19 protein-coding genes are annotated in these 19,171 nt (G+C 59.9%); 5 read left to right on the top strand and 14 right to left on the bottom strand.

Translation table 11 applies throughout. The annotated features are described in order from the left end of the window. Positions 1 to 2: 2 nt before the first annotated feature. The 5 genes from POF45_RS13405 to POF45_RS13385 form a co-directional block, all read right to left on the bottom strand. Complete coding sequence (locus tag POF45_RS13405; RefSeq protein WP_282315843.1) at positions 3 to 1,073, bottom strand: RHS repeat-associated core domain-containing protein; 1,071 nt, start codon at positions 1,071 to 1,073, stop codon at positions 3 to 5. Positions 1,074 to 1,253: 180 nt separating this feature from the next. After that, the gene (locus tag POF45_RS13400; RefSeq protein WP_259497167.1) at positions 1,254 to 1,616 is read right to left on the bottom strand and encodes a DUF6124 family protein; all 363 of its coding nucleotides are present in this window, start codon (positions 1,614 to 1,616) and stop codon (positions 1,254 to 1,256) included. 354 nt (positions 1,617 to 1,970) lie between these two features. Further along, positions 1,971 to 2,645 (bottom strand): anti-sigma factor, encoded by a 675-nt coding sequence (locus POF45_RS13395; protein WP_282315841.1) that lies wholly within the window; start codon positions 2,643 to 2,645, stop codon positions 1,971 to 1,973. Further along, the gene (locus POF45_RS13390) at positions 2,642 to 3,286 is read right to left on the bottom strand and encodes a sigma-70 family RNA polymerase sigma factor (protein WP_259497165.1); all 645 of its coding nucleotides are present in this window, start codon (positions 3,284 to 3,286) and stop codon (positions 2,642 to 2,644) included. Before POF45_RS13390 ends, POF45_RS13395 begins: the two co-directional genes overlap by 4 nt. A gap of 56 nt (positions 3,287 to 3,342) precedes the next feature. Continuing rightward, a complete protein-coding gene (locus tag POF45_RS13385; RefSeq protein ID WP_259497164.1) occupies positions 3,343 to 3,936 on the bottom strand; it encodes a fasciclin domain-containing protein in 594 nt (197 codons plus the stop codon). Positions 3,937 to 4,257: 321 nt separating this feature from the next. Here POF45_RS13385 and POF45_RS13380 point away from each other — a divergent pair, with 321 nt between their 5' ends. Further along, positions 4,258 to 4,809, top strand: a complete 552-nt coding sequence (locus tag POF45_RS13380) for a DUF2780 domain-containing protein (protein ID WP_259497163.1) — start codon at positions 4,258 to 4,260, stop codon at positions 4,807 to 4,809. 15 nt (positions 4,810 to 4,824) lie between these two features. Here POF45_RS13380 and yihG read toward each other — a convergent pair whose 3' ends face one another. Continuing rightward, positions 4,825 to 5,712, bottom strand: coding sequence for a 1-acylglycerol-3-phosphate O-acyltransferase, YihG family (yihG, locus tag POF45_RS13375; RefSeq protein ID WP_282315840.1), 888 nt, complete (start codon positions 5,710 to 5,712; stop codon positions 4,825 to 4,827). Between the two features lie 322 nt (positions 5,713 to 6,034). On the opposite strand from yihG, the gene rloA2 reads away from it, so the two are divergent. Further along, a complete protein-coding gene (gene rloA2 / locus POF45_RS13370) occupies positions 6,035 to 6,538 on the top strand; it encodes a retropepsin-like aspartic peptidase RloA2 (RefSeq protein WP_259497161.1) in 504 nt (167 codons plus the stop codon). A 26-nt stretch (positions 6,539 to 6,564) separates the two neighbouring features. Here the strand turns inward: rloA2 and POF45_RS13365 are convergent, their stop codons facing one another. Continuing rightward, complete coding sequence (locus tag POF45_RS13365) at positions 6,565 to 7,683, bottom strand: RHS repeat-associated core domain-containing protein (RefSeq protein ID WP_282315839.1); 1,119 nt, start codon at positions 7,681 to 7,683, stop codon at positions 6,565 to 6,567. Between the two features lie 181 nt (positions 7,684 to 7,864). Here POF45_RS13365 and creB point away from each other — a divergent pair, with 181 nt between their 5' ends. The 3 genes from creB to creD all read left to right on the top strand — a co-directional run bounded on the left by creB (position 7,865) and on the right by creD (position 11,451). After that, positions 7,865 to 8,548, top strand: a complete 684-nt coding sequence (gene creB, locus POF45_RS13360; protein ID WP_282315837.1) for a two-component system response regulator CreB — start codon at positions 7,865 to 7,867, stop codon at positions 8,546 to 8,548. Continuing rightward, positions 8,548 to 9,966, top strand: a complete 1,419-nt coding sequence (gene creC, locus POF45_RS13355; RefSeq protein WP_282315836.1) for a two-component system sensor histidine kinase CreC — start codon at positions 8,548 to 8,550, stop codon at positions 9,964 to 9,966. Before creB ends, creC begins: the two co-directional genes overlap by 1 nt. 114 nt (positions 9,967 to 10,080) lie before the next feature. Beyond that, entirely contained in the window at positions 10,081 to 11,451 is a 1,371-nt protein-coding gene (creD, locus tag POF45_RS13350) for a cell envelope integrity protein CreD (RefSeq protein WP_259497157.1), read from the top strand. Between the two features lie 163 nt (positions 11,452 to 11,614). On the opposite strand, the gene POF45_RS13345 is transcribed toward creD, so the two are convergent. The 7 genes from POF45_RS13345 to POF45_RS13315 form a co-directional block, all read right to left on the bottom strand. Then, positions 11,615 to 12,661, bottom strand: a complete 1,047-nt coding sequence (locus POF45_RS13345; protein ID WP_282315835.1) for an RHS repeat-associated core domain-containing protein — start codon at positions 12,659 to 12,661, stop codon at positions 11,615 to 11,617. Between the two features lie 103 nt (positions 12,662 to 12,764). Then, positions 12,765 to 13,394, bottom strand: a complete 630-nt coding sequence (locus POF45_RS13340; protein WP_259497155.1) for a glutathione S-transferase — start codon at positions 13,392 to 13,394, stop codon at positions 12,765 to 12,767. A gap of 88 nt (positions 13,395 to 13,482) precedes the next feature. Next, positions 13,483 to 13,662 carry a hypothetical protein gene (locus tag POF45_RS13335; protein WP_259497154.1) on the bottom strand — a complete coding sequence of 60 codons (180 nt, stop codon included), beginning with the start codon at positions 13,660 to 13,662 and terminating at the stop codon, positions 13,483 to 13,485. After that, positions 13,659 to 14,789, bottom strand: a complete 1,131-nt coding sequence (locus POF45_RS13330; RefSeq protein WP_282315834.1) for a PepSY-associated TM helix domain-containing protein — start codon at positions 14,787 to 14,789, stop codon at positions 13,659 to 13,661. The genes POF45_RS13335 and POF45_RS13330 overlap by 4 nt, the downstream gene beginning before the upstream one ends. Positions 14,790 to 14,862: 73 nt before the next feature. After that, on the bottom strand, positions 14,863 to 17,289 hold the full coding sequence (locus tag POF45_RS13325) for a TonB-dependent siderophore receptor (protein WP_282315833.1): 2,427 nt from the start codon (positions 17,287 to 17,289) through the stop codon (positions 14,863 to 14,865). Positions 17,290 to 17,549: 260 nt separating this feature from the next. Next, the gene (locus POF45_RS13320) at positions 17,550 to 18,521 is read right to left on the bottom strand and encodes a FecR domain-containing protein (protein ID WP_259497151.1); all 972 of its coding nucleotides are present in this window, start codon (positions 18,519 to 18,521) and stop codon (positions 17,550 to 17,552) included. Further along, positions 18,518 to 19,036, bottom strand: coding sequence for an RNA polymerase sigma factor (locus tag POF45_RS13315; RefSeq protein ID WP_259497150.1), 519 nt, complete (start codon positions 19,034 to 19,036; stop codon positions 18,518 to 18,520). Before POF45_RS13315 ends, POF45_RS13320 begins: the two co-directional genes overlap by 4 nt. Positions 19,037 to 19,171: the final 135 nt, after the last annotated feature.

Raw genomic sequence — 19,171 nt, 5'->3', positions numbered from 1 at the left:
CTCTATAGCTTGAATTTTACAGGTTGGTAGTTGAATGTTGAGTGCTCCAAAGGTTCTTTCAGCGGGTCATATGTATTTTGTTTGCGGATGACCAGGTTGATAACTCCCAAGTCTGCAATTTTTGCTGAATTATGAAAGTTATAGATCCTTGCCATTTTTTCGTCTGAAAGGTTTGTGGTGATTCTTCCGATATATGCCTTAACTTCTTTTCCTTTTGTCAGGGCTATCTCGGCACCTATTTCATCAGAGTTGCAGGCCAGTATTCGCACTCGATCATAAGTGTTGAGATCTATGTTTTTTATTATGGTTTGTGCGTCCCAATATTCGTTGCCGATGACGAGTTTTCCTGGGTGTGCTTCACTACCGTGAGCAGCAATGGTAAGTCTCGAGCCACCTTTGTGCGTTGATTCAAAAGTGAAGGCATTGTCGGCAAGTTTAGTGACATTCCTCATTTTGCCGGGAGGTGTTGCAATAACAGCGGTGGCTGGTGCGCTTGCACGTTTTGTGCTCGGTAATATACCCAGTAATGATTTTAGTCCTCGTATATGTCCTGTCGGGTCTGAAAAGTTTAGTGGGTCGCCCTGGCAATACGCATATGCATTCAACCCACCCTCCCCAAACGGACTCCAACTGTCCGGGCTGTTAAATCGCATCAATACCGGGTTGAACGCCCGATAGCCATTACCCAGTAAATAATGCCCGGTCAGCGGATCCAGCCGTTCGCCGTTGAAGCCCAGCAGGCTTAGCAAGCCGTTTTCCGGCGGGCGGTGACCGTAAGGCGTGTAGGCAATGGGTTGGGGTTGAGTTGCATCCAGGGCGTTCAACACCGAGCGCTGCTGATCGGTGGCGAGCAGGCGGGTTTGCACGGCGCCGGTCTCGTGCTGTTGCTGCGCCAGCAACTGGTCGTCGTACTGCATGATCGAGCGCTGCAGCGCACCGTGGATCTCGGTGGCCAGGCGAGTTTTCTGGTAGAAGCGCTGGGTACCGGGCTGCGCTGCAGGTGTGCTGGCGACCAGGCGATCCAGTGGATCGTAGTGGTAGCGGCACAGCAGGGTTTCGCGGTTGGGCTGCATGGGGCTGGACTCCCTGAAAGGTGCGTCGGTTCAGGGGTTTACTGTGGCGCAATTGGCCGAGGTTGGGTACTAGCAGAACTGATAGGGTCGCAGCGCATTTAGGCACAGCAAATCCATGTGGGAGCGAACCTGCTCGCTCCCACAGTGGTTATTCTTTGTTCGTGGGATTTTGTCTGCCAGTCAAGTCGTTGCACCCGCCGGCTCAAGGTTGTCCAGTGCCCGGTTAACCGCCAGCTCACCGAGCATGATCACCTGTTGAATGCCCAGCATTGTGTTGCGCTGTGTGCCATCCAGAAACCCGGCGAAATCGCTCATCATCACGCTCGCCGAGGCCAGGGACTCGCAGGCGTTGGCCAGCAGGGTTTCGGTGTCGATGTCGGGGGCGATGAGGAAGATGGTGCTGGGTGCGCGGGGTTTGAGGCTGGCGGGCTTGAGGTAGAAGTTGAGTGCGCGGTTGGCGGCTTCTTTCAGCTTTTTTGGATCGAGCGCTGGATCGTGGGGGACCGGCTCGGTCTTCGGGGGATTGGGTGTGGGTTTGATCATGTCTCAGTTCACTCTTGATGAGGCTGCGACCCGCTCGCGACTAAACGAAGGGAGGCAGCCGTACGCAGGTTAGTCGACCGACGAACTAAGAAATCGGCGCACCCGAAGGCGCCCTGCGCACAGCTACCATCAAGTGCAGGGATGGGATACCTGACTGATGACGGCTTGCACGACTTAGTTTCGCCGGGCGACTAAACCCGATCACTGGGGATCAGTGACGCGAACCAAGTTACCGACGGCCCTCCAGGCACACAAGCCGGCGGATTCTGGCGCAGTTGTAGGCAACGACGCAAGGTTGTGTAGCCTGCCGGAACACATCTCGCAAAAGCACGGCAGCTCCTACAGGGGCCGATGTCAGCGCCCTGCCAACGCACCTTGATACAGCACCGGCCCCGTCGGTTGCCCGGTCGGCGAGCCGCCTTTGGGCTCAAGGCTGACCGCCAGCGCAATCGGCTTGCCGATCAGTGCTCTCTGCACCTCATTCAGCTCGACCTTGCCTTTGCCGCCCGCCGGAATCACCCCGAGGGAAACCGGTTTGCCATCGGCCGCAATTGCCCACAATTCCAGGCTGCGGTCCGGTTCGACGGCGGCCAGGGCCAGCGGTTCGACGTTCAGGTAATTGGCATGAGCTTCGACCTTCAGCGCAGGCTGCGCATCGGCGGTCAGCAGTGTGGCGCTGTACCGCGCAGTGTCACGGTTGTAGAGCACGCCCAGGGCCACGGCGATCACCAGAGAACACACTGCCGCCGTCACCCGCAGCCAGTTCCAGAATGGCCGTTTGGCCGGTACATGCAGCACTTGCGGATCGATGCGCGCGGTAATCCCGTGCCACACGTGATCCGGCACCGGTTGCTCGGGCAGGGCATCCGTCAGGCTGGCGAGGGTCTCCTGCCATTGCGCCAGTTCGGCGCGCAGTGCGGCGTCATCAAGCAGCAACTGTTCAAAACGTCGGCGAGCGGCAGCCGGCATCAGGCCAATGGCGTAATCGGCGGCGAGGGCGCGGCGCAGGGTCGGGGTCTGATAGTTCATGATTCAAGGCACCTGCGCAGGCGCTCCATACCGCGACGAATCCAGGATTTGACCGAGCCCAGTGGCGCGGCCAGATGTGCGGCCAACTCGGCACACGACAGCCCTTGAAAATAGGCCACGGTGATCGATTGGCGTTGCATGCCTTCGAGACTTTCCAGGCACCGGTTCAGGGCGCTGGCCTCGCGGGCACTGGTGAGTTGTTCGTGGGCCGAGGGGCTTGGGTCTTCCAGTGCCTGTTCTTCGAGATCGGTCAGCGGGCGGTCGCGGTGTTTGCGCAACTGGTCGATGGCCTGATGGCGGGTGATGTTGATCATCCAGGTCAGCGGTGCCGACAAGTGCGCTTCATAACGCGAGGCGTTGTTCCAGATACGCACAAAGCTTTCCTGCAGCACTTCTTCTGCCAGGTCACTACGGCCCATGAAGCGCAGGGCCACGCCATGCAGGCGCGGGCCGACACTGCGATAAAGCGTCTCGAATGCGCGGCGGTCACCCAGTGAACACTGGGCCAGGAGCTGCCTGAGCTGATCGGCGTCGGTGCTGGAAATAACAGTTCTCCGGACGGTCGAGGGAGTAATGACGGGCTGCGAGCGATGCCGGTTGCAGGCAGAGGTTAGTTCACGGCGCGCCGTTGTTCCATTCACGGGTGGTCACCTCGGAAAAAACGCCGACCCCGATGCGCAGGGCCGGCAAGCACTGCTTAACCTTTGGGCATCAGCACTTTGTCGATGACCTGAATCACGCCGTTGGACTGGTACACGTCGTAGGTGGTGATGTCGGCGACGTCGCCTTTTTCATCCTTGATCACGATGTTGTGTGGGCCGTTCATCATGACCCAGAGTTTGCCGCCAGCGACGGTGGTGAGTTCGGCCTTGCCGCCACCGGCCTTGATCTTCGCGGCCAGGGCCATCATGTCGAGTTTGCCGGCGACCACGTGGTAGGTGAGGATCTTGGTCAGGGTGGCTTTGTTCTCCGGTTTGAGCAGGGTGTCGACGGTGCCGGCAGGCAGGGCGGCGAAGGCCGAGTTGACCGGCGCGAACACGGTAAACGGACCTTTGCCTTTGAGCGTGTCGACCAGCCCTGCGGCTTTCACGGCGGCGACCAGTGTGGTGTGGTCGGCGGAATTGACTGCGTTATCGACGATGTCCTTGCCTGGCATCATGGCCTGGCCACCGACCATCACGGTGTCGTGGCTCATGTCGGCGGCTTGTGCGGTGTTCAGCACGAATCCGCCGCCAAGGGCCAGGGTCAGCAGGCTGGCAATCAACGGGGCTTTGATCGAAGTGCGTTTCATGGAGGTGATCCTTGTGGGGGGGGAATCGGCCAGGAATGTCTGTCCGTGCTTGATATACGCAGGCGGGTCTAGACTGGATGCAGTGCGGGGAGAATTCTTTGTGAACACCACGAAACCTGTGGGAGCAACATTGATTCAGGCTGACCCACCGCCATCGCGAGCAAGCTCGCTCCCACAGGGACGGCGTCTTTACCGAAACCCTTTGCCACATAAGGCTGTTGTCGCCGGACCTGGGAACAATCCCCCGGGATCTCAGTCGAACGCACACGTTTTTTGCCGTCCACCGATGGGCGGTGCTCATGGCCACAAGAGGATGTCTGGATGAAGATTTCACGCGGTTTTGCACTGGCTTCGCTGTTGTCCGTGGCGGCCAGCCCGGTCTTCGCAGGCTTCAGCCTGGACGACGTGACCAAAGCGGCTTCGAGCATGCAGGGTGGCAACGCCGCCACTGCCGCCGCCCCAACCCCACAAACAGCCGGGCTGCTCGGCGCGCTGACTTCGCAACTGAACGTCACCCCGCAACAAGCCGTCGGCGGCACCGGGGCGATGCTGGGGCTGGCGAAGAATCAACTGAGTTCCACCGACTACTCGCAACTGGCCAAGAGTGTGCCGGGGCTGGACAAGTTGTCCGGTGGCGGGCAAATGGGCGCGTTGAGCGGGATGCTCGGTTCGTCCGGCAAATCGGCGGGTCTGGATAACGCACTGGGTAACGTGAAGAACACCAGCGACCTGAACAGTGCGTTCGGCGCCCTGGGCATGAACGACAGCATGGTCGGCCAGTTTGCCCCGGTGATCCTCAAGTACCTCGGTGACCAGGGCGTCGGCGGTTCGCTGCTGAAAAACCTGGGCGGGATCTGGGGTGCCGGCAGCTAAGCAGGCCCCGGCGGATCAACGGCGTTCGGCGCGCAAGGCGTCGATACGCCGGTCCTTGTCGATCCAGAGCTGGTTGACCCAGTTCTGGATTTTCTGGCGAAACACCGGATCGTTTTCGTAATCGCCCTGCCACAGCGCCGGGTCCAGTTCATGGGTCTGAATGTCGATGATCACGCGCGGCACGCTGCCGCAGATCAAGTCCCAGAACCCCGGAATGTTCTGCTGCGGATAGACCACCGTCACATCGAGAATGGCGTCCAGCTGTTCGCCCATCGCCGCCAGCACGAACGCCACGCCGCCCGCCTTGGGCTTGAGCAGGTGGGTGAACGGTGACTGCTGCTGTGCGCTTTTCGCGGCAGTGAAGCGCGTGCCTTCCAGGTAATTGACCACGGTCACCGGCTGGCGCTTGAACAGCTCGCAGGCGGCTTTGGTGATCTCCAGATCCTTGCCTTGCAGTTGTGGGTTCTTCGCCAGGAACGCCTTGGTGTAGCGTTTCATGAACGGGTAATCCAGCGCCCACCAGGCCAGTCCCAGAAACGGCACCCAGATCAGTTCTTTCTTGAGGAAGAATTTGAAGAACGGCGTGCGCCGATTCAGGGTCTGGATCAGCGCCGGAATGTCGACCCAGGACTGGTGGTTGCTGATCACCAGATAAGACGTGTCGCCGCGCAAGTCATCGCCGCCACGGATGTCCCATTGGGTGGGGATGCAGAGGCGGAAGATCAGCTTGTCGATTTCGGCCCAGGTCTCGGCGATCCACATCACCGACCACGAGGCGTAATCACGCAGGCGACCGGGCAGGATCAGCTTGAGCAGGGCAAACACCATCAGCGGTCCGAACAGCACCAGGGTGTTGAGTAACAACAGCAGCGTAACGAAACAGCCGGTGAGCAGGCGGCGCATAAGTGACTCTTGCAAGCGTTTTGGGCGCGACATGATAAGCAGGTTGGGGCGACAGGCCAAATCGGCGGTGACGAATGTTTCACTTTTGCGGGGGTATGCTTGAGTGGAATGATCAGTTGGATTGCTGTGGTGATTGATCTGGCCCCTTCGCGGGCAAGCCCGCTCCCACAGGGTTTTGGGTTGGGCCCAGCACCAATTCCCTGTGGGAGCGGGCTTGCCCCGGGCGGCGTTCCGACGAAGCGATCTGACGAACGAACCAATTCATCACTGGCGGTCTAAAATCCCACATTCGACGCCCTCATTCCCCAAGGAACCCGACTACGTGAAATCCCTCCTTGCACTGCTTTCCCTCGTGGCCCTGCCGGTCCTGGCCGCCGAGCCGACCCTGTACGGGCGCTACGAATACATCGCGCTGCCGGAAATCGGCGGCGAAGTGCTCAAGGCCAAGATGGACACCGGCGCCCTGACTGCGTCGCTGTCAGCCAAGGACATCGAAACCTTTAGCCGCAACGGCGAAGACTGGGTGCGTTTCCGCCTCGGCACCAAGGACGGCGGCAACAAGGTCTATGAACACAAGGTCGCACGAATCAGCAAGATCAAGAGCCGCGCCGACGAGGGTGACGATGACAACGGCACCGAAGTCGCCAAGCGCCCGGTGGTCGATCTGGAGCTGTGCCTGGGCAACGTCAAGCGCACGGTTGAGGTGAACCTGACGGACCGCAGCAGCTTCAATTATCCGCTGCTGATTGGGGCCAAGGCGCTGCGTGAATTTGGCGCGGCGGTGAATCCGGCTCGACGGTTTACGGCGGACAAGCCGGATTGTTGAGGTGCTGTGAAGTAAACAGCAGTTCATTAGCGGCGTATTCGACCCATGTTGCCTGACAGGACATCCTGACCGCCAAAGCCTGTCGAGTCTGCTTGCTCTGCTAACATCCGCTGCCATTCTGCCTCCACTTGTGCTGGGGAAAGTTGTGGTTGCGGAGCGCTGCTCATTGTTCCTCGAGAGGGGTCGGTAGTCCCTCGCGTAAGGGTGGATTCGGTGGGGAGTAACCTGACGCGAGGTCCGTTCATTCCACCATTGCCATACATTGTTTGGCCCGGCAGGAAAGTGTCTGGCGTTCGTGCAGATCTCGAAATATCCTGGAAACGGTGACCGGGACTGGCTGGTACGGGGGAGGGTAAATCGATCTCCAAATGAACGGCGTGATAATTGACTTGCTCGGTTGGTACTCTCGTTAGAGTCGGTGTCTGACTGGCCAACGAAGTAACGTTTGTTGATGACGAAGTGGCTGTTTTTGACATTTTTGGCAGGGCTTGAGGGCCTGCTGATATCACAGTTGTTGTGTGTGTTGAGACTTTAATTGATCGACTGAACGTTACTGCCTCTGATACGCGATATGAGGCCCGTCGCACTGTGCCAAACGGAAGCTTTGGCCCAAGATGCCCACTCGGATCACTGCGATTGACCGGATCCCCACCACAATACGCATACGCATTCACCCCACCCTCCCCAAACGGACTCCAACTGTCCGGGCTGTTGAACCGCATCAACACCGGATTGAACTGCCGATACCCCTTGCCCAAATGATAATGCCCGGTCACCGGGTCCGGCCGTTCGCCGTTGAACCCCAGCAAACTGAGCAACCCATTCCCCTGTGGCCGATGACCATAGGGCGAATAGGCGAAGGGATTGGGCTGGGTGGCGTCGAGCGCATTCAACGCCGAGCGCTGCTGATCGGTCGCCAGCAGCGTGGTGTCGAACCTGCCGCTTTGGGCCTGGCGTTGCGCCAGCAACTGGTCTTCATGTTGAAAGACGCTGGTCTGCACCGCGCCTTGTACTTCAGTGGCCAGGCGGCTTTTGCAGTAAAAGCGTTGGATGTCGGCCTGCGCGGATGGCTCGCAGTCGGCCAGGCGATCCAGCGGGTCGTAGCGGTAGCGGCACAGTATGGTTTCGCGAGGTGAGTCAGGCATTGACATAGCTCCGTGCACGTCCAAAAAGACGGACCTCCAGCATCCGAGCTTTTTCAGCCGTTGCCTACTATCAGAACTGCTAGGGATTACAGACCGCGCCGCCAATTTGCATACCCTGCGATTGACGGCGATTGCCCCTTGGTTCACCGTTCGCCCCACTTAACTGCCGGGCTCGGACGTCATGCCTCATATTCTGATTGTCGAAGACGAAGCGGCGATTGCCGACACCCTGATTTTCGCCTTGCAGGGCGAAGGCTTTACCACGTCCTGGGTGAGCCTCGGCGCGGTGGCGCTTGAGCATCAGCGGCAGACGCCGGCTGACCTGATCATTCTCGACATCGGCCTGCCGGACATCAGCGGCTTTGAAACCTGCAAGCAACTGCGGCGTTTCAGCGAGGTGCCGGTGATTTTCCTCAGTGCCCGTGATGGCGAGATCGACCGCGTGGTGGGCCTGGAAATCGGCGCCGACGATTACGTGGTCAAGCCGTTCAGCCCGCGAGAAGTGGCGGCGCGGGTCCGGGCGATTCTCAAACGCATGGCACCGCGAGTGACGGTGGCGGATGTTCCTTCGGCGATGTTTCGTATCGACATCGAACGGGTGCAGATCAGCTATCGCGGCCAGGTGCTGACGTTGACCCGCCACGAGTTCCGTCTGCTGCAATGCCTGCTGGAACAACCCGAACGGGTGTTCAGCCGAGAACAATTGCTCGATGCGCTGGGCATCGCTGCTGATGCCGGTTATGAGCGCAGTATCGACAGCCATATCAAGAGCGTGCGCGCCAAGCTGCGGCTGGTGAGCACCGACGCCGAACCGATCCAGACTCATCGCGGCATTGGCTACAGCTACAGCCCGAGGCACAGCTGATGCCATTGGGGATCCGCATCTTTCTGGTCTATGCGCTGTTCATCGGCCTGACCGGTTACTTCGTGCTCAGCACCGTGATGGAGGAAATCCGCCCCGGCGTGCGCCAGTCCACCGAAGAAACGCTTGTGGATACGGCCAACCTGATGGCCGAGATTCTGCGCGACGATTTCAAGACCGGCACCCTTAACCAGAATCACTGGCCGCAACTGCTCAAGGCCTATGGCGAGCGGCAACCGAACGCCACTATCTGGGGCTTGCCGAAGAACCAGGTTAACCACCGTATTTACGTTACCGACGCCAAGGGCATCGTGGTGCTGGACTCCAGTGGCGAGGCGGTGGGGCAGGACTACTCGCGCTGGAACGACGTTTATCTGACCCTGCTGGGCGAATACGGTGCGCGTTCCACCCGCAGCGACCCGAACGATGCGAACTCTTCGGTGATGCACGTCGGCGCGCCGATTCGTGACAACGGTCAGATCATCGGCGTTGTCACCGTGGCGAAACCCAACAGCTCGTTGCAGCCTTATATCGATCGCACCGAGCGACGATTGCTGATTTATGGTGCCGGGTTGATCGGCCTCGGCCTGCTGTTCGGCGCGCTGTTGTCCTGGTGGCTGAGCGCGGCACTGCGACGGTTGACGGTGTACGCCCAGGCCGTCAGCGAAGGCCGCAAGATCGAGGTGCCGCACTATCGCGGCGGCGAACTGGAGCAACTGGCCACGGCGGTGGAGCAGATGCGTACTCAGCTGGAAGGCAAGGCCTATGTCGAGCGCTACGTCCATACCCTGACCCACGAACTGAAAAGCCCGCTGGCGGCGATTCGCGGTGCCGCGGAGTTACTGGAAAGCGATATGCCGTTGGCGCAACGCCAGCGGTTTGTCAGCAATATCGACAGTGAAAGCGCGCGGATGCAGCAGTTGATCGAGCGGTTGCTGAATCTGGCGCAAGTCGAGCAACGGCAAGGGCTGGAGGCGCGTGTAACCGTGCCATTGGCAGCGTTGGTCGACACCTTGCTGGATGGCCAAGTGGCGCGGATTGAAGGCAGGCAGTTGCGGGTTGAGCTGCTGATTCCAGATGACCTGGAGGTGCTGGGCGAGCCGTTTCTGCTACGTCAGGCACTGGGTAATCTGCTTGAGAATGCCTTGGACTTTACCCCGGTTGGCGGGCTGCTGCGTTTCAGTGCCGAGCGGGTGGGGGAGCAGGTTGAGTTCACGTTGTTCAACCAGGCTGAGGCGATTCCTGATTATGCGTTGCCGCGCTTGAGCGAGCGCTTTTACTCATTGGCGCGTCCGGACAGCGGGCGTAAAAGTACCGGGCTTGGGCTCAATTTTGTCGAGGAAGTGGTCAAGCTGCATAAGGGTGAGTTTCGCATTGGCAATGTCGAGGGTGGGGTGCAGGTCAGGTTGCGCCTGCCTTAGGACCGACCTGCTCGCGAAGCGGCTCGCGCAGACTCCACACAAATCCCACATTCGCGCCACAGATCTCCCACACACACCTTTCAAACTCTCCCCCATTCGAACAGGGAGAAACCCATGAACCGCAGCCTGACCCTAAAACTCGGGGCGATTGCCCTATTGATTCTGCTACTGCTGATCCCGTTGCTGATGATCAACGGCATGATCCAGGACCGTCAGCAGCGGCGCGACGGCGTGCTCGAAGACATCGCCCGCAGTTCCAGCTTCAGCCAGCAACTCAGCGGGCCGCTGATGGTGGTGCCGTATCGCAAGGTGGTGCGCACCTGGAAGCTCAACGAGAAAACCAACGAGCGTTATCAGGAAACCGGCGAAGAGCGCGGGCGATTGTATTTTCTGCCCGAACGTTTCGAACTCGACGGCGAGGTGAAGACCGAGCTGCGCTCGCGTGGCATTTACGAGGCGCGGCTGTTTCACGCGGACAATCGAATCAGCGGGCATTTTTCGTTGCCGGAGCAGTTGGGCATCAAGGAAAACTTCGCTGACTATCAGTTTGATCAGCCGTTTCTGGCGGTGGGCATCAGCGATATTCGCGGCATCGAAAATGCGTTGAAGCTGGAGCTCGATGGTCAGCAGCTCGACTTCGTGCCGGGTACCCAGGTGGGCTTGCTGGGCGAGGGCGTGCACGTCACGTTGCCGGCGCTGGACACCACTCACGCCACTGAATTGAACTTCGCTTTCAATCTGACCCTGCAAGGCACCGGTCAGTTGCAGGTGCTGCCGGTGGGCAAGACCAGCAACGTCTCGCTGAGCGCCAACTGGCCGCACCCCAGCTTCATTGGCAACTACCTGCCGGCCCAGCGTGAAATCACTGAAAAGGGGTTTAGCGCCAACTGGCAGACCTCATTCTTCTCCACCAACCTGCAAGAAGCGCTGAGCAGCTGTGTGTCCGGTGGCGGTTGCGAGGCGTTCAATGGCCGCAGCTTCGGCGTTAGCTTCATTGACCCGGTGGATCAATACCTGAAAAGCGACCGGGCGATCAAATATGCGCTGTTGTTCATCGTCCTGACGTTCGCCGGTTTCTTTCTCTTCGAAGTACTGAAAAGCCTGGCGGTGCACCCGGTGCAATACGCCTTGGTGGGCGTGGCCCTGGCGTTCTTCTATCTGTTGCTGCTGTCGCTGTCCGAACACATCGGCTTCGCCCTGGCGTATCTGCTGTCAGCCAGTGGGTGTGTGTTGTTGATCGGGTTCTATGTCTGCCACGTACTGCGCAGCGTGCGTCATGGCTTGAGCTTTTCGGCGGGGCTGGCAGCGTTGTATGGCCTGCTCTACGGCTTGTTGAGTGCAGAGGATTATGCGTTGTTGATGGGCTCGTTGCTGCTGTTCGGGGTGCTGGGTGTGTTTATGGTGCTGACTCGCAGGCTGGATTGGTATGGCATTGGGCAGAAGGCGGCCAAGCCGCTGGAATTTGATACGGGAGCGGTGCAATGAGCCGGTCGTTGGGGTTGCGTGAGGATCAGCGGGTGGGCACTGAGTTGGCGATGCTGATTGCCGGGTTGTTTCCTGTACGTCGACTTCAGTATTCGGCCCTCTATATGCGCTTTTCTACTGCGTCATTGCCCCGTACGACCTGTTTTCACTCACCTTGAGGTGTTTATGCTGTTCTTAATTTGGCGGCGCTCTCCTGCCAGAATTTCACATTGAAATATGGGGTGTCAGCCCCATCGCGCAGACCTGTCAAATACGAAATCTCGTTACTTAAATCATTGGTGTTGGTAAGTAGGTCTTGTTTTAAGTTTCGCACGCCGGTTTCGTCAAGGTATTTGATATAGGGGTTTTCCGAGAATAACAGTTCCTCGCTGACGTTCTTGTTTTTCAGAAGAACCCTAAGTCGTGATTCTTGCTGCTGCAGATACAGCAGTTTGTCCTCTGGCGGATCGATTTCTCTGAACGCAATGGTCGGCTTTTCTGGAAGTAAAGTGTCGAGCATAAGCCTTTCGGGGGTTACGCCTTTGGCGTCGGCGAGTATTTTAAATTTTTTCGATCCGCCGAAAAGTTCGGTTGTTTTGTTTATGGTTGCGTCGAATTGGATCTTGGGATAGCCGGAACGTCTCATGAGTAACTGGGTATTTCCGAATACATCATCAAAAATAGGCGCGGGGATTCGAATATGTCCCGTCGGGTCTCTCCGGTTAATCGGATCCCCCGCACAATACGCATACGCATTCAACCCGCCATCCCCAAACGGACTCAAACTGTCCGGGCTGTTAAAGCGCATCAACACTGGGTTGAACTGCCGATAACCATTACCCAAATGATAGTGCCCAGTCACCAGGTCCGGTCGTTCACCGTTGAACCCGAGCAGGCTGAGCAGGCCATTGCCCCGCGGTCGATGGCCATAGGGCGAGTAGGCCAGGGGATTGGGCTGATTCGCGTCGAGCGCGTTCAGCACTGAGCGTTGCTGGTCCGTCGCCAGCAGCGTGGTGTCGAGCCTGGCGTCGCCGACTTGCTGTTGCGCGAGCAACTGGTCTTCATGCTGGAAGAAGCTGGTCTGTACCGCGCCTTGTATTTCGGTGGATAAACGGCTTTTGCAGTAAAAGCGTTGGATGTCCGGCTGCTGCGGGGGTGAGCAGCTATGCTGGCGATCCAGGGCGTCGTAGCGGTAGCGACACAATACGGTTTCGCGGGAGGAAGTAGGCACTGGCTGAGCTCCGTTCAAGGTCCGATTAACGAGGCCTTTAGCATCGGAGATTTGCGAGCCGTTGCCTACTAGCAGAACTGCTAGGGTTTTGGGCGTTGGCGGTTCAAACCTTGGGCAGGGTCGCCAGCATTGAAGCGCGCTGACTCACCTCAAAAAACCACGCAGCCAATTGCGGATTCGCCTCGCGCCATTGCAGGTCTGGATGGCGCAAGTCCAGATAACCCAAGGCGCAGGCCACGCTGATCGCCGCCACATCGAAATGGCTGGTCAGCTCGGCAATCGCGTCTTTTTCGAGCATGACCAAGGTGCGTCGGATCTTGTCGCGCTGGCCGTCGAGCCATTCGTCCCATTGTTTTTCAGGGGCGCGCAGGGCGACTTCGTAACGAATCAGCACTGCCGCATCCATGATGCCGTCGGCCATGGACGCCAGGGTCAGGCGGCGCCAGCGGGCCGAGCCGTCCCGTGGGATCAGCGGGTTGCCGACGTGTTGGTGATCGAGGTAGTCAAGTATCACCCGGCTGTCGTGGATGACGTTGCCGTCGGCCAGGCGCAGGGCCGGGATCTTGCCCAGGGGGTTGTCTTCATTGAGGGCCAGATCCGGACTGACCGGGCTGAGCACACTGCTTTGCAGCGCCACGCGGTCCTGTTGACCGGTTTCATGCAGCAGCACCAGGACTTTGCGGACGAAGGGCGACAGCGGGTTGTGGAACAGGGTCATGCTCGGGGCGGACATGGCAGCGTCTCGGTCGGTGGCAGTGTGGGGCAGCATAGCGTGTTGCCCTGATAGCTCAAGATCAGAAAACACACTGATGCCACAGCGGTTAGTGGCGTTGCAGGAGGCCGCGCAGGGCTAGGACGGCCGGAATGCCCAAGCCAACCCAGCTCAACGCATCCCACACACCATCCCCCAACAATGCCGCGAACAACCCGGCGGCACTGAGCAGGCCAATCACCGCTGGCGTCGCAAAGACCTTCCAGAAGTTTGACTGACGTGGCCTCATGCTGGCACCTGCGTCTTGGTGAGTACAGGTTTGGCGGCCTTGCGCCGTACTACCCACAAATACACGCCGCTGCCGAGCACGATGATGGTCAGCCCATCCAGCGTCGCCCAGAGGATTTTCATCGGCATGGCGCCGTAGTCGCCAAAGTGCAGCGGTTGCGACATGCCCATGGCGTCCATGTACCACGGCCGCTCGGCCACGGCAGTGACCTGCAGGGTGGCGGCGTCGATCAGCACCGGTGTGAGCAGGTGCGAAGTCAGGTGGGTGCTGCCTTTCATGAACACCGCGTAATGGTGCTCGCTGGAGAAGCGTGTGCCGGGAAAGGCGATGAAATCCGGCTGCATGCCCGGCGCGACTTCCTTGGCAATGTCGAGCAATCGCGTGGCCGGTGCCAGCTGCGTCAGCGGCGGCGCGTCACGGTACGGCGCGACCATCGCGCTAAGGCTGTCGGTGCGCCATGCGGCAATGATCAGGTCGGCGCAGGCGCTGATCACGCCGGTTACACCGACCACCAAAGCCCAGGTCAGGGTCACGACGCCAATCAGATTGTGCAGGTCAAGCCAGCGCAACCGGGTGGATTTGTCCTGGCGCACGGTGGCGAATTCCAAGCGACGCATGAACGGCAGGTACAGCACCGTGCCGGAAACGATCGCCGCGACGAACATCAACCCCATGAACGCCAGCAGCAACTTGCCCGGCAGCCCGGCGAACATGTCGACGTGCAGGCGCAGCATGACCATCATCAAGCCGCCGTTGGCCGACGGCATTTCCAGCGCTTCCCCGGTGCGGGCGTCGAGCATGAACGTGTGCGACGAATTCGGCTCGGTGCCGGCGGTTTTCGCCATGATGGTGACAACGCCGTTCGGATCATCGTCCTCCCAGCCGAAGTACTGCATCACCTCGCCCGGCCGGTGTTTTTGCGCCGCCACGACCAGCTGCTGCAAATCCAGCTGGGGCGTATCGGCCGGCATCTGCTTCAGCTCGGCGGAATCGCCCAGCAGGTGGTCGATCTCGTGATGGAAGATCAGCGGCAGGCCGGTCAGCGCCAGCATCAGCAGGAACACGGTGCAGATCAGGCTGGTCCAGGTGTGGACGAAGGACCAGCGGCGAATTGTTTTACTTTTCATTTCATGGCCTTCAGAAAAACCAAAGCCGTCCACGAAGGACGGCCTTGATCTTGGGGCGTGTTATGTCAGGAAATTACCACTTGTAGGTGGCACTGGCGACGACACTGCGCTGGTCGCCGTAGTAGCAGTAGAAGCCGTCGCAGGTGGAGATGTAGTCCTTGTCGAACAGGTTGGTGGCGTTGACGGCAACGGACGCGCCTTTGAGGCTGTTGTCCAGGCGGCCGAGGTCGTAATGCACCGAGGCGTCGAACACGGTATAGGCGTCGGCCTTGCCCAGCCAGGTGTTGGCCTGATCGCCATAGGTGTTGCCGGTGTAGCGCACGCCGGCACCGACACCGAAGCCGTCCAGCACGCCGGTGTGCCAGGTGTAGTCGGTCCACAGTGAGGCTTGCTGGTTGGGCATCAGTTGCAGGCGGTTGCCAGCGAAGCTGCCTTTCTGTACTTCGGATTTGGCCAGGGTGTAGGCGGCGATGACCTTGAGGTTGTCGGTCACGTCGGATACGGCTTCCAGCTCCAGGCCTTTGACTTTCACTTCGCCGGTCTGGCTGGTGATCGGCACGTCATTAACTGTCGTGGTGACCGAGACGTTTTTCTGGGTCAGGTCATACACGGCGGCGCTGAGCAGGGTGTTGCTGCCTGGCGGCTGGTACTTGATGCCCAGTTCCCATTGCTTGCCTTCGGTCGGCTTGAACGAGTCGGTCGGCGAACTGCTGGCATTGCTGGTTGGCTGGAATGACTCGGCATACGACAGGTAAGGCACGAACCCTGAATCGAAGACGTAGCTGATCGCCGCGTTGCCGCTGAATTTCTTGTTGCGATCGGTGTTGGTCGCGTCGCCCTTGTTGAAGTAGGTGGTGGCGGTGTGGATCCAGTCTTCGCGACCGCCGAGGGTCAGGCGCCATTGGTCGAGGGCCATCTGGTCCTGCACGTACAGGCCGGTCTGGTTGGTCTTCTGGTTGTAGTCGTAGTACGCGGTGGAGCGCGCCGGACGCTCGATCGGCTGGCCGTAGATCGGGTTGAGGACGTTGGTCTTCAGGCCGTCACCGTAGATCGAGGTGTAGCTGGAATCGCTGCGCTGGTGATCCAGACCGATCAGCAGGGTGTGGCGGATGTCGCCGGTGGCGAAATCGCCCTGGAAGTTGTTGTCTACGGCGAACTGGCCGATGTTTTCGTCAACGCTGGTGGAGGTGCGGTTGACGTTGCCCTGGTCATCAACTTGGGTAAACGGATACGAACCGACGGTCAGCGCCTGGAAATCCAGTTCGGTCTTGGTGTAACGCAGGTTCTGCTTGAACTGCCAGACATCGTTGATGCGGTGTTCAAACGCGTAGCCCAGCGCGTAGTAGGTACGGTCGTAGTACTCCCAGTCCGGGTCGCCCAGGTTTTTGTGATGAGAGATGTCGCCGAACGGCATCTTGATCTTGGTGCCCTGCACCGGCAGGAACTGGCTGGTGATGCCGGTATCGTCGCGGGTGAATTGCGTCAGCACGGTGAGTTTGGTGTCTTCGTCGATGTTCCAGGTCAGGCTCGGCGCGATGTTGTAACGCTTGTTGTCGATGTGATCGATCTGCGTGTCGCTGTCACGCAGCACGCCGCTCAGGCTGTAGAGGAACTGGCCGGCATCGTCGATCTTGCCGGTGCTGGCGAAGTTGATCTGGCGATAGTTGTCGCTGCCGTATTGCAGCTGCACTTCGTTGCTCGACTCGGCCGTTGGACGGCGGCTGACCATGTCCAGCAGCCCGCCTGGCGGGGTCTGGCCGTAGACCGAAGAGGCCGGGCCGCGCAGCAGGGCAAGGCGGTCCAGGTCCCAGGTTTCAATTTTCGGCATGGCGTACACGCCTTTTGGCAGCGGCAGGCCATCGAGGAACTGGGTCGGTTCGAAGCCGCGTACGCGCAACCAGTCGGAGCGGGTGTCGCTGCCATAGCTGCTGGCGACGATGCCGGGCATGTAGCGCACAGCGTCATCGAGGTTCTGTACCTTGCGGTCGTCCATCTGCTGGCGCGTGGCGACGGAAATCGAACGTGGCGCCTCGACCAGGGCGGTGTCGGTCTTGGTGCCTGCCGCAGTGCGAGTGGCGACATAGCCGTCCACCGGGCCCCAGGCGCTTTCAGTGGTGCCGGCGCCGATGATCGCGGTTTCCGGCAGGACCATCGCCCCTTCCGGCACGGCCACCAGGCTGTAGGTGCCGGTGCTGCTTTGTTCCAGTTGCAGGCCGGTGCCGCGCAGGGCCTGACGCAAGGCGCCGGTAGCGTCGAATTGACCGTTGACCGGGGCTGAGGTCTTGCCGGCCGCCAGCGACGGGTTCAACGACAGGGCGAGGCCGGCCTGGCTGGCGATCTGGTTCAGCGTGCTGGCCAGTGGCGCAGCCGGCAGGTCGTAGGCGCGAACGCTGGATGCCTGTTCGGCGGCGATCAGTTGGCTACTGATCAGCGGGGTGCAGAAGGCAATGGCGACCGCCAGCAAGCTGGGGCGCAACAAGGTGTCGAGCGAACGGGACATACAGCGGCTCCTGAATGGAAATACTTCTCAATTGCCTGTGAGCCGGACGAGAATGGGAAAGTGATAGGGCTGGATGAAAATAATTTCGATTCAGCAGGGGAATGGGGTTCAGACTGCTCAGCCTCTGTGTAACTGATGGCCTCTTCGCGGGCAAGCCCGCTCCCACATTGGATCCCAGGTGTTCATAAATCAGGTGTCCACTGGAGATCCCCTGTGGGAGCGGCTTGCCCGCGAAGGCGGCTTATCTGGCGCTATAAACCTCAGCGTTTGTTATCAGCCTTGGCCACCGTCACCCACCACGCCGTGTGCTGTTCAATCTGCACCGGCAAGGTCGGCAGCAGGGCGCTCAGCGCCTTGTCGGTGTCATTGAGTGGAAAGCTGCCGGTGATGCGCAATTCGGCGACTTCAGGCGCGACGCCCAGATGCCCACGACGGTAGCGACCCAGTTCGTGCACCAGGTCTGCCAGCCGTGCGTTTTCCATCACCAGCATGCCGCGGGTCCAGGCGTCGGCGCCCGGATTGAGGGCGACGATGGTGCCCAGGCCATTGTCGCGCATCAGCACCTGCTGGCCTTCGCGCAGAATCTGCTCTTCCTGGCTAGCGTGCGGATGGGCCGCCACCGCCGATTTCAATACGCTCAAACGTGTGCCGTCGGCTTCACGCCTGACCAGAAACGTTGTCCCCAGCGCACGCATGCTGCCTTCGCGGGTCTCGACGATAAAAGGCCGGGCATCGCCATGCCCGGTCTCGACGAGGATTTCCCCTTCCTGCAAGACGATCCGTCGTTGTTTCTCGTCGAACCGCACATCCACGGCGCTGTGGGTGTTGAGGTTGATCAGCGTGCCGTCGGTCAGCCTCAAGGTGCGCTGCTCGCCAGTGGCGGTGCGCTGGTCGGCCAGCCAGTAGTCGACGGGCAGATAATGCTCGCCGGCAAACAGTGCCAAACCGATCACCGCGACCACGCTGGCCACGCCGCTGCCGAGCTTGCGTACGCGACGGCGAATGCTTTCTCGCGATTGCAGCAACGCGGTGCGCGCCGGGCCGCTGGCCACGCTGAAACGCTGGTCGAGCATGCCCAACTGACGCCAGGCACGGGCGTGTTCTTCGTGGGCGGCGTGCCATTTGGCGAACTCTTCGCGTTCCACCGGGCTGCTGGAATCCAGGGACAGTTGCCAGGCAATCGCCGCGTCCAGTACCTGCGCCGACACCGGTTTGGAACTGACGGGGCTCATACCGGCTCACCGTACAACGCGATGTAGCACTGGCGAATGCCTTGAGCCAGATACTGGCGTACACGCGGCACCGACACGCCCAGACGTTCGGCGATTTCGGCATGGCCGAGGCCGTCGAGGCGGTTATAGAGGAAAGCAGCACGGGCTTTGCTCGACAGTTTGCCGAGCAGGCGGTCGATGGCCTTGAGGTCTTCGAGGATCAGTTGCTGCTCTTCCACCGACGGTTGTTCGCCTTCGGGGATCAGCATCAACTCGCTGAGGTAGGCCTGTTCCAGCGCAGCGCGGCGGAAATAGTCGAACAGCAGGCCCTTGGCGATCGCCACCAGAAACGCCCGGGGCTCGCGCGGTTCCTTGAATTCATCCCGGCCCAGCAGCCGCACGAAGGTGTCCTGGCTCAGATCTTCGGCCCGTTGCGGGCAGGCCACGTTGCGCCGCAGCCAGGCCAATAGCCAACTGCGATGGTCGCGATACAACGCACCAACGAGCTCACTGTGGGGGCTTGGGACTGACGACACGCGGCATCACCGTTTGGGAAGTATCGTGTCTGTTGACGTTTGGTGGCGCCCGCGACGCAACTCATTTGGCGTACAACGTGGCCGCCACCAAACGTCAACAGACACAGGTTAACGAGAATTGTTCGCGATTGTGAC

This window comes from Pseudomonas fungipugnans, from assembly GCF_029955235.1.
Classification (GTDB): Bacteria; Pseudomonadota; Gammaproteobacteria; order Pseudomonadales; family Pseudomonadaceae; genus Aquipseudomonas; species Aquipseudomonas fungipugnans.
The sequence above is the reverse complement of the archived record's forward strand: the minus strand, read 5'-3'. Positions and strand labels throughout refer to the sequence as shown.

What these genes read in the sequence shown, in the direction of transcription:
- POF45_RS13405 (WP_282315843.1), bottom strand. Translation starts at nt 1,073, where the DNA reads ATGCAGCCCAACCGCGAAACCCTGCTGTGCCGCTACCACTACGATCCA.
- POF45_RS13400 (WP_259497167.1), bottom strand. Translation starts at nt 1,616, where the DNA reads ATGATCAAACCCACACCCAATCCCCCGAAGACCGAGCCGGTCCCCCAC.
- POF45_RS13395 (WP_282315841.1), bottom strand. Translation starts at nt 2,645, where the DNA reads ATGAACTATCAGACCCCGACCCTGCGCCGCGCCCTCGCCGCCGATTAC.
- POF45_RS13385 (WP_259497164.1), bottom strand. Translation starts at nt 3,936, where the DNA reads ATGAAACGCACTTCGATCAAAGCCCCGTTGATTGCCAGCCTGCTGACC.
- POF45_RS13380 (WP_259497163.1), top strand. Translation starts at nt 4,258, where the DNA reads ATGAAGATTTCACGCGGTTTTGCACTGGCTTCGCTGTTGTCCGTGGCG.
- yihG (WP_282315840.1), bottom strand. Translation starts at nt 5,712, where the DNA reads ATGCGCCGCCTGCTCACCGGCTGTTTCGTTACGCTGCTGTTGTTACTC.
- POF45_RS13365 (WP_282315839.1), bottom strand. Translation starts at nt 7,683, where the DNA reads ATGCCTGACTCACCTCGCGAAACCATACTGTGCCGCTACCGCTACGAC.
- creB (WP_282315837.1), top strand. Translation starts at nt 7,865, where the DNA reads ATGCCTCATATTCTGATTGTCGAAGACGAAGCGGCGATTGCCGACACC.
- creC (WP_282315836.1), top strand. Translation starts at nt 8,548, where the DNA reads ATGCCATTGGGGATCCGCATCTTTCTGGTCTATGCGCTGTTCATCGGC.
- creD (WP_259497157.1), top strand. Translation starts at nt 10,081, where the DNA reads ATGAACCGCAGCCTGACCCTAAAACTCGGGGCGATTGCCCTATTGATT.
- POF45_RS13340 (WP_259497155.1), bottom strand. Translation starts at nt 13,394, where the DNA reads ATGTCCGCCCCGAGCATGACCCTGTTCCACAACCCGCTGTCGCCCTTC.
- POF45_RS13335 (WP_259497154.1), bottom strand. Translation starts at nt 13,662, where the DNA reads ATGAGGCCACGTCAGTCAAACTTCTGGAAGGTCTTTGCGACGCCAGCG.
- POF45_RS13330 (WP_282315834.1), bottom strand. Translation starts at nt 14,789, where the DNA reads ATGAAAAGTAAAACAATTCGCCGCTGGTCCTTCGTCCACACCTGGACC.
- POF45_RS13325 (WP_282315833.1), bottom strand. Translation starts at nt 17,289, where the DNA reads ATGTCCCGTTCGCTCGACACCTTGTTGCGCCCCAGCTTGCTGGCGGTC.
- POF45_RS13320 (WP_259497151.1), bottom strand. Translation starts at nt 18,521, where the DNA reads ATGAGCCCCGTCAGTTCCAAACCGGTGTCGGCGCAGGTACTGGACGCG.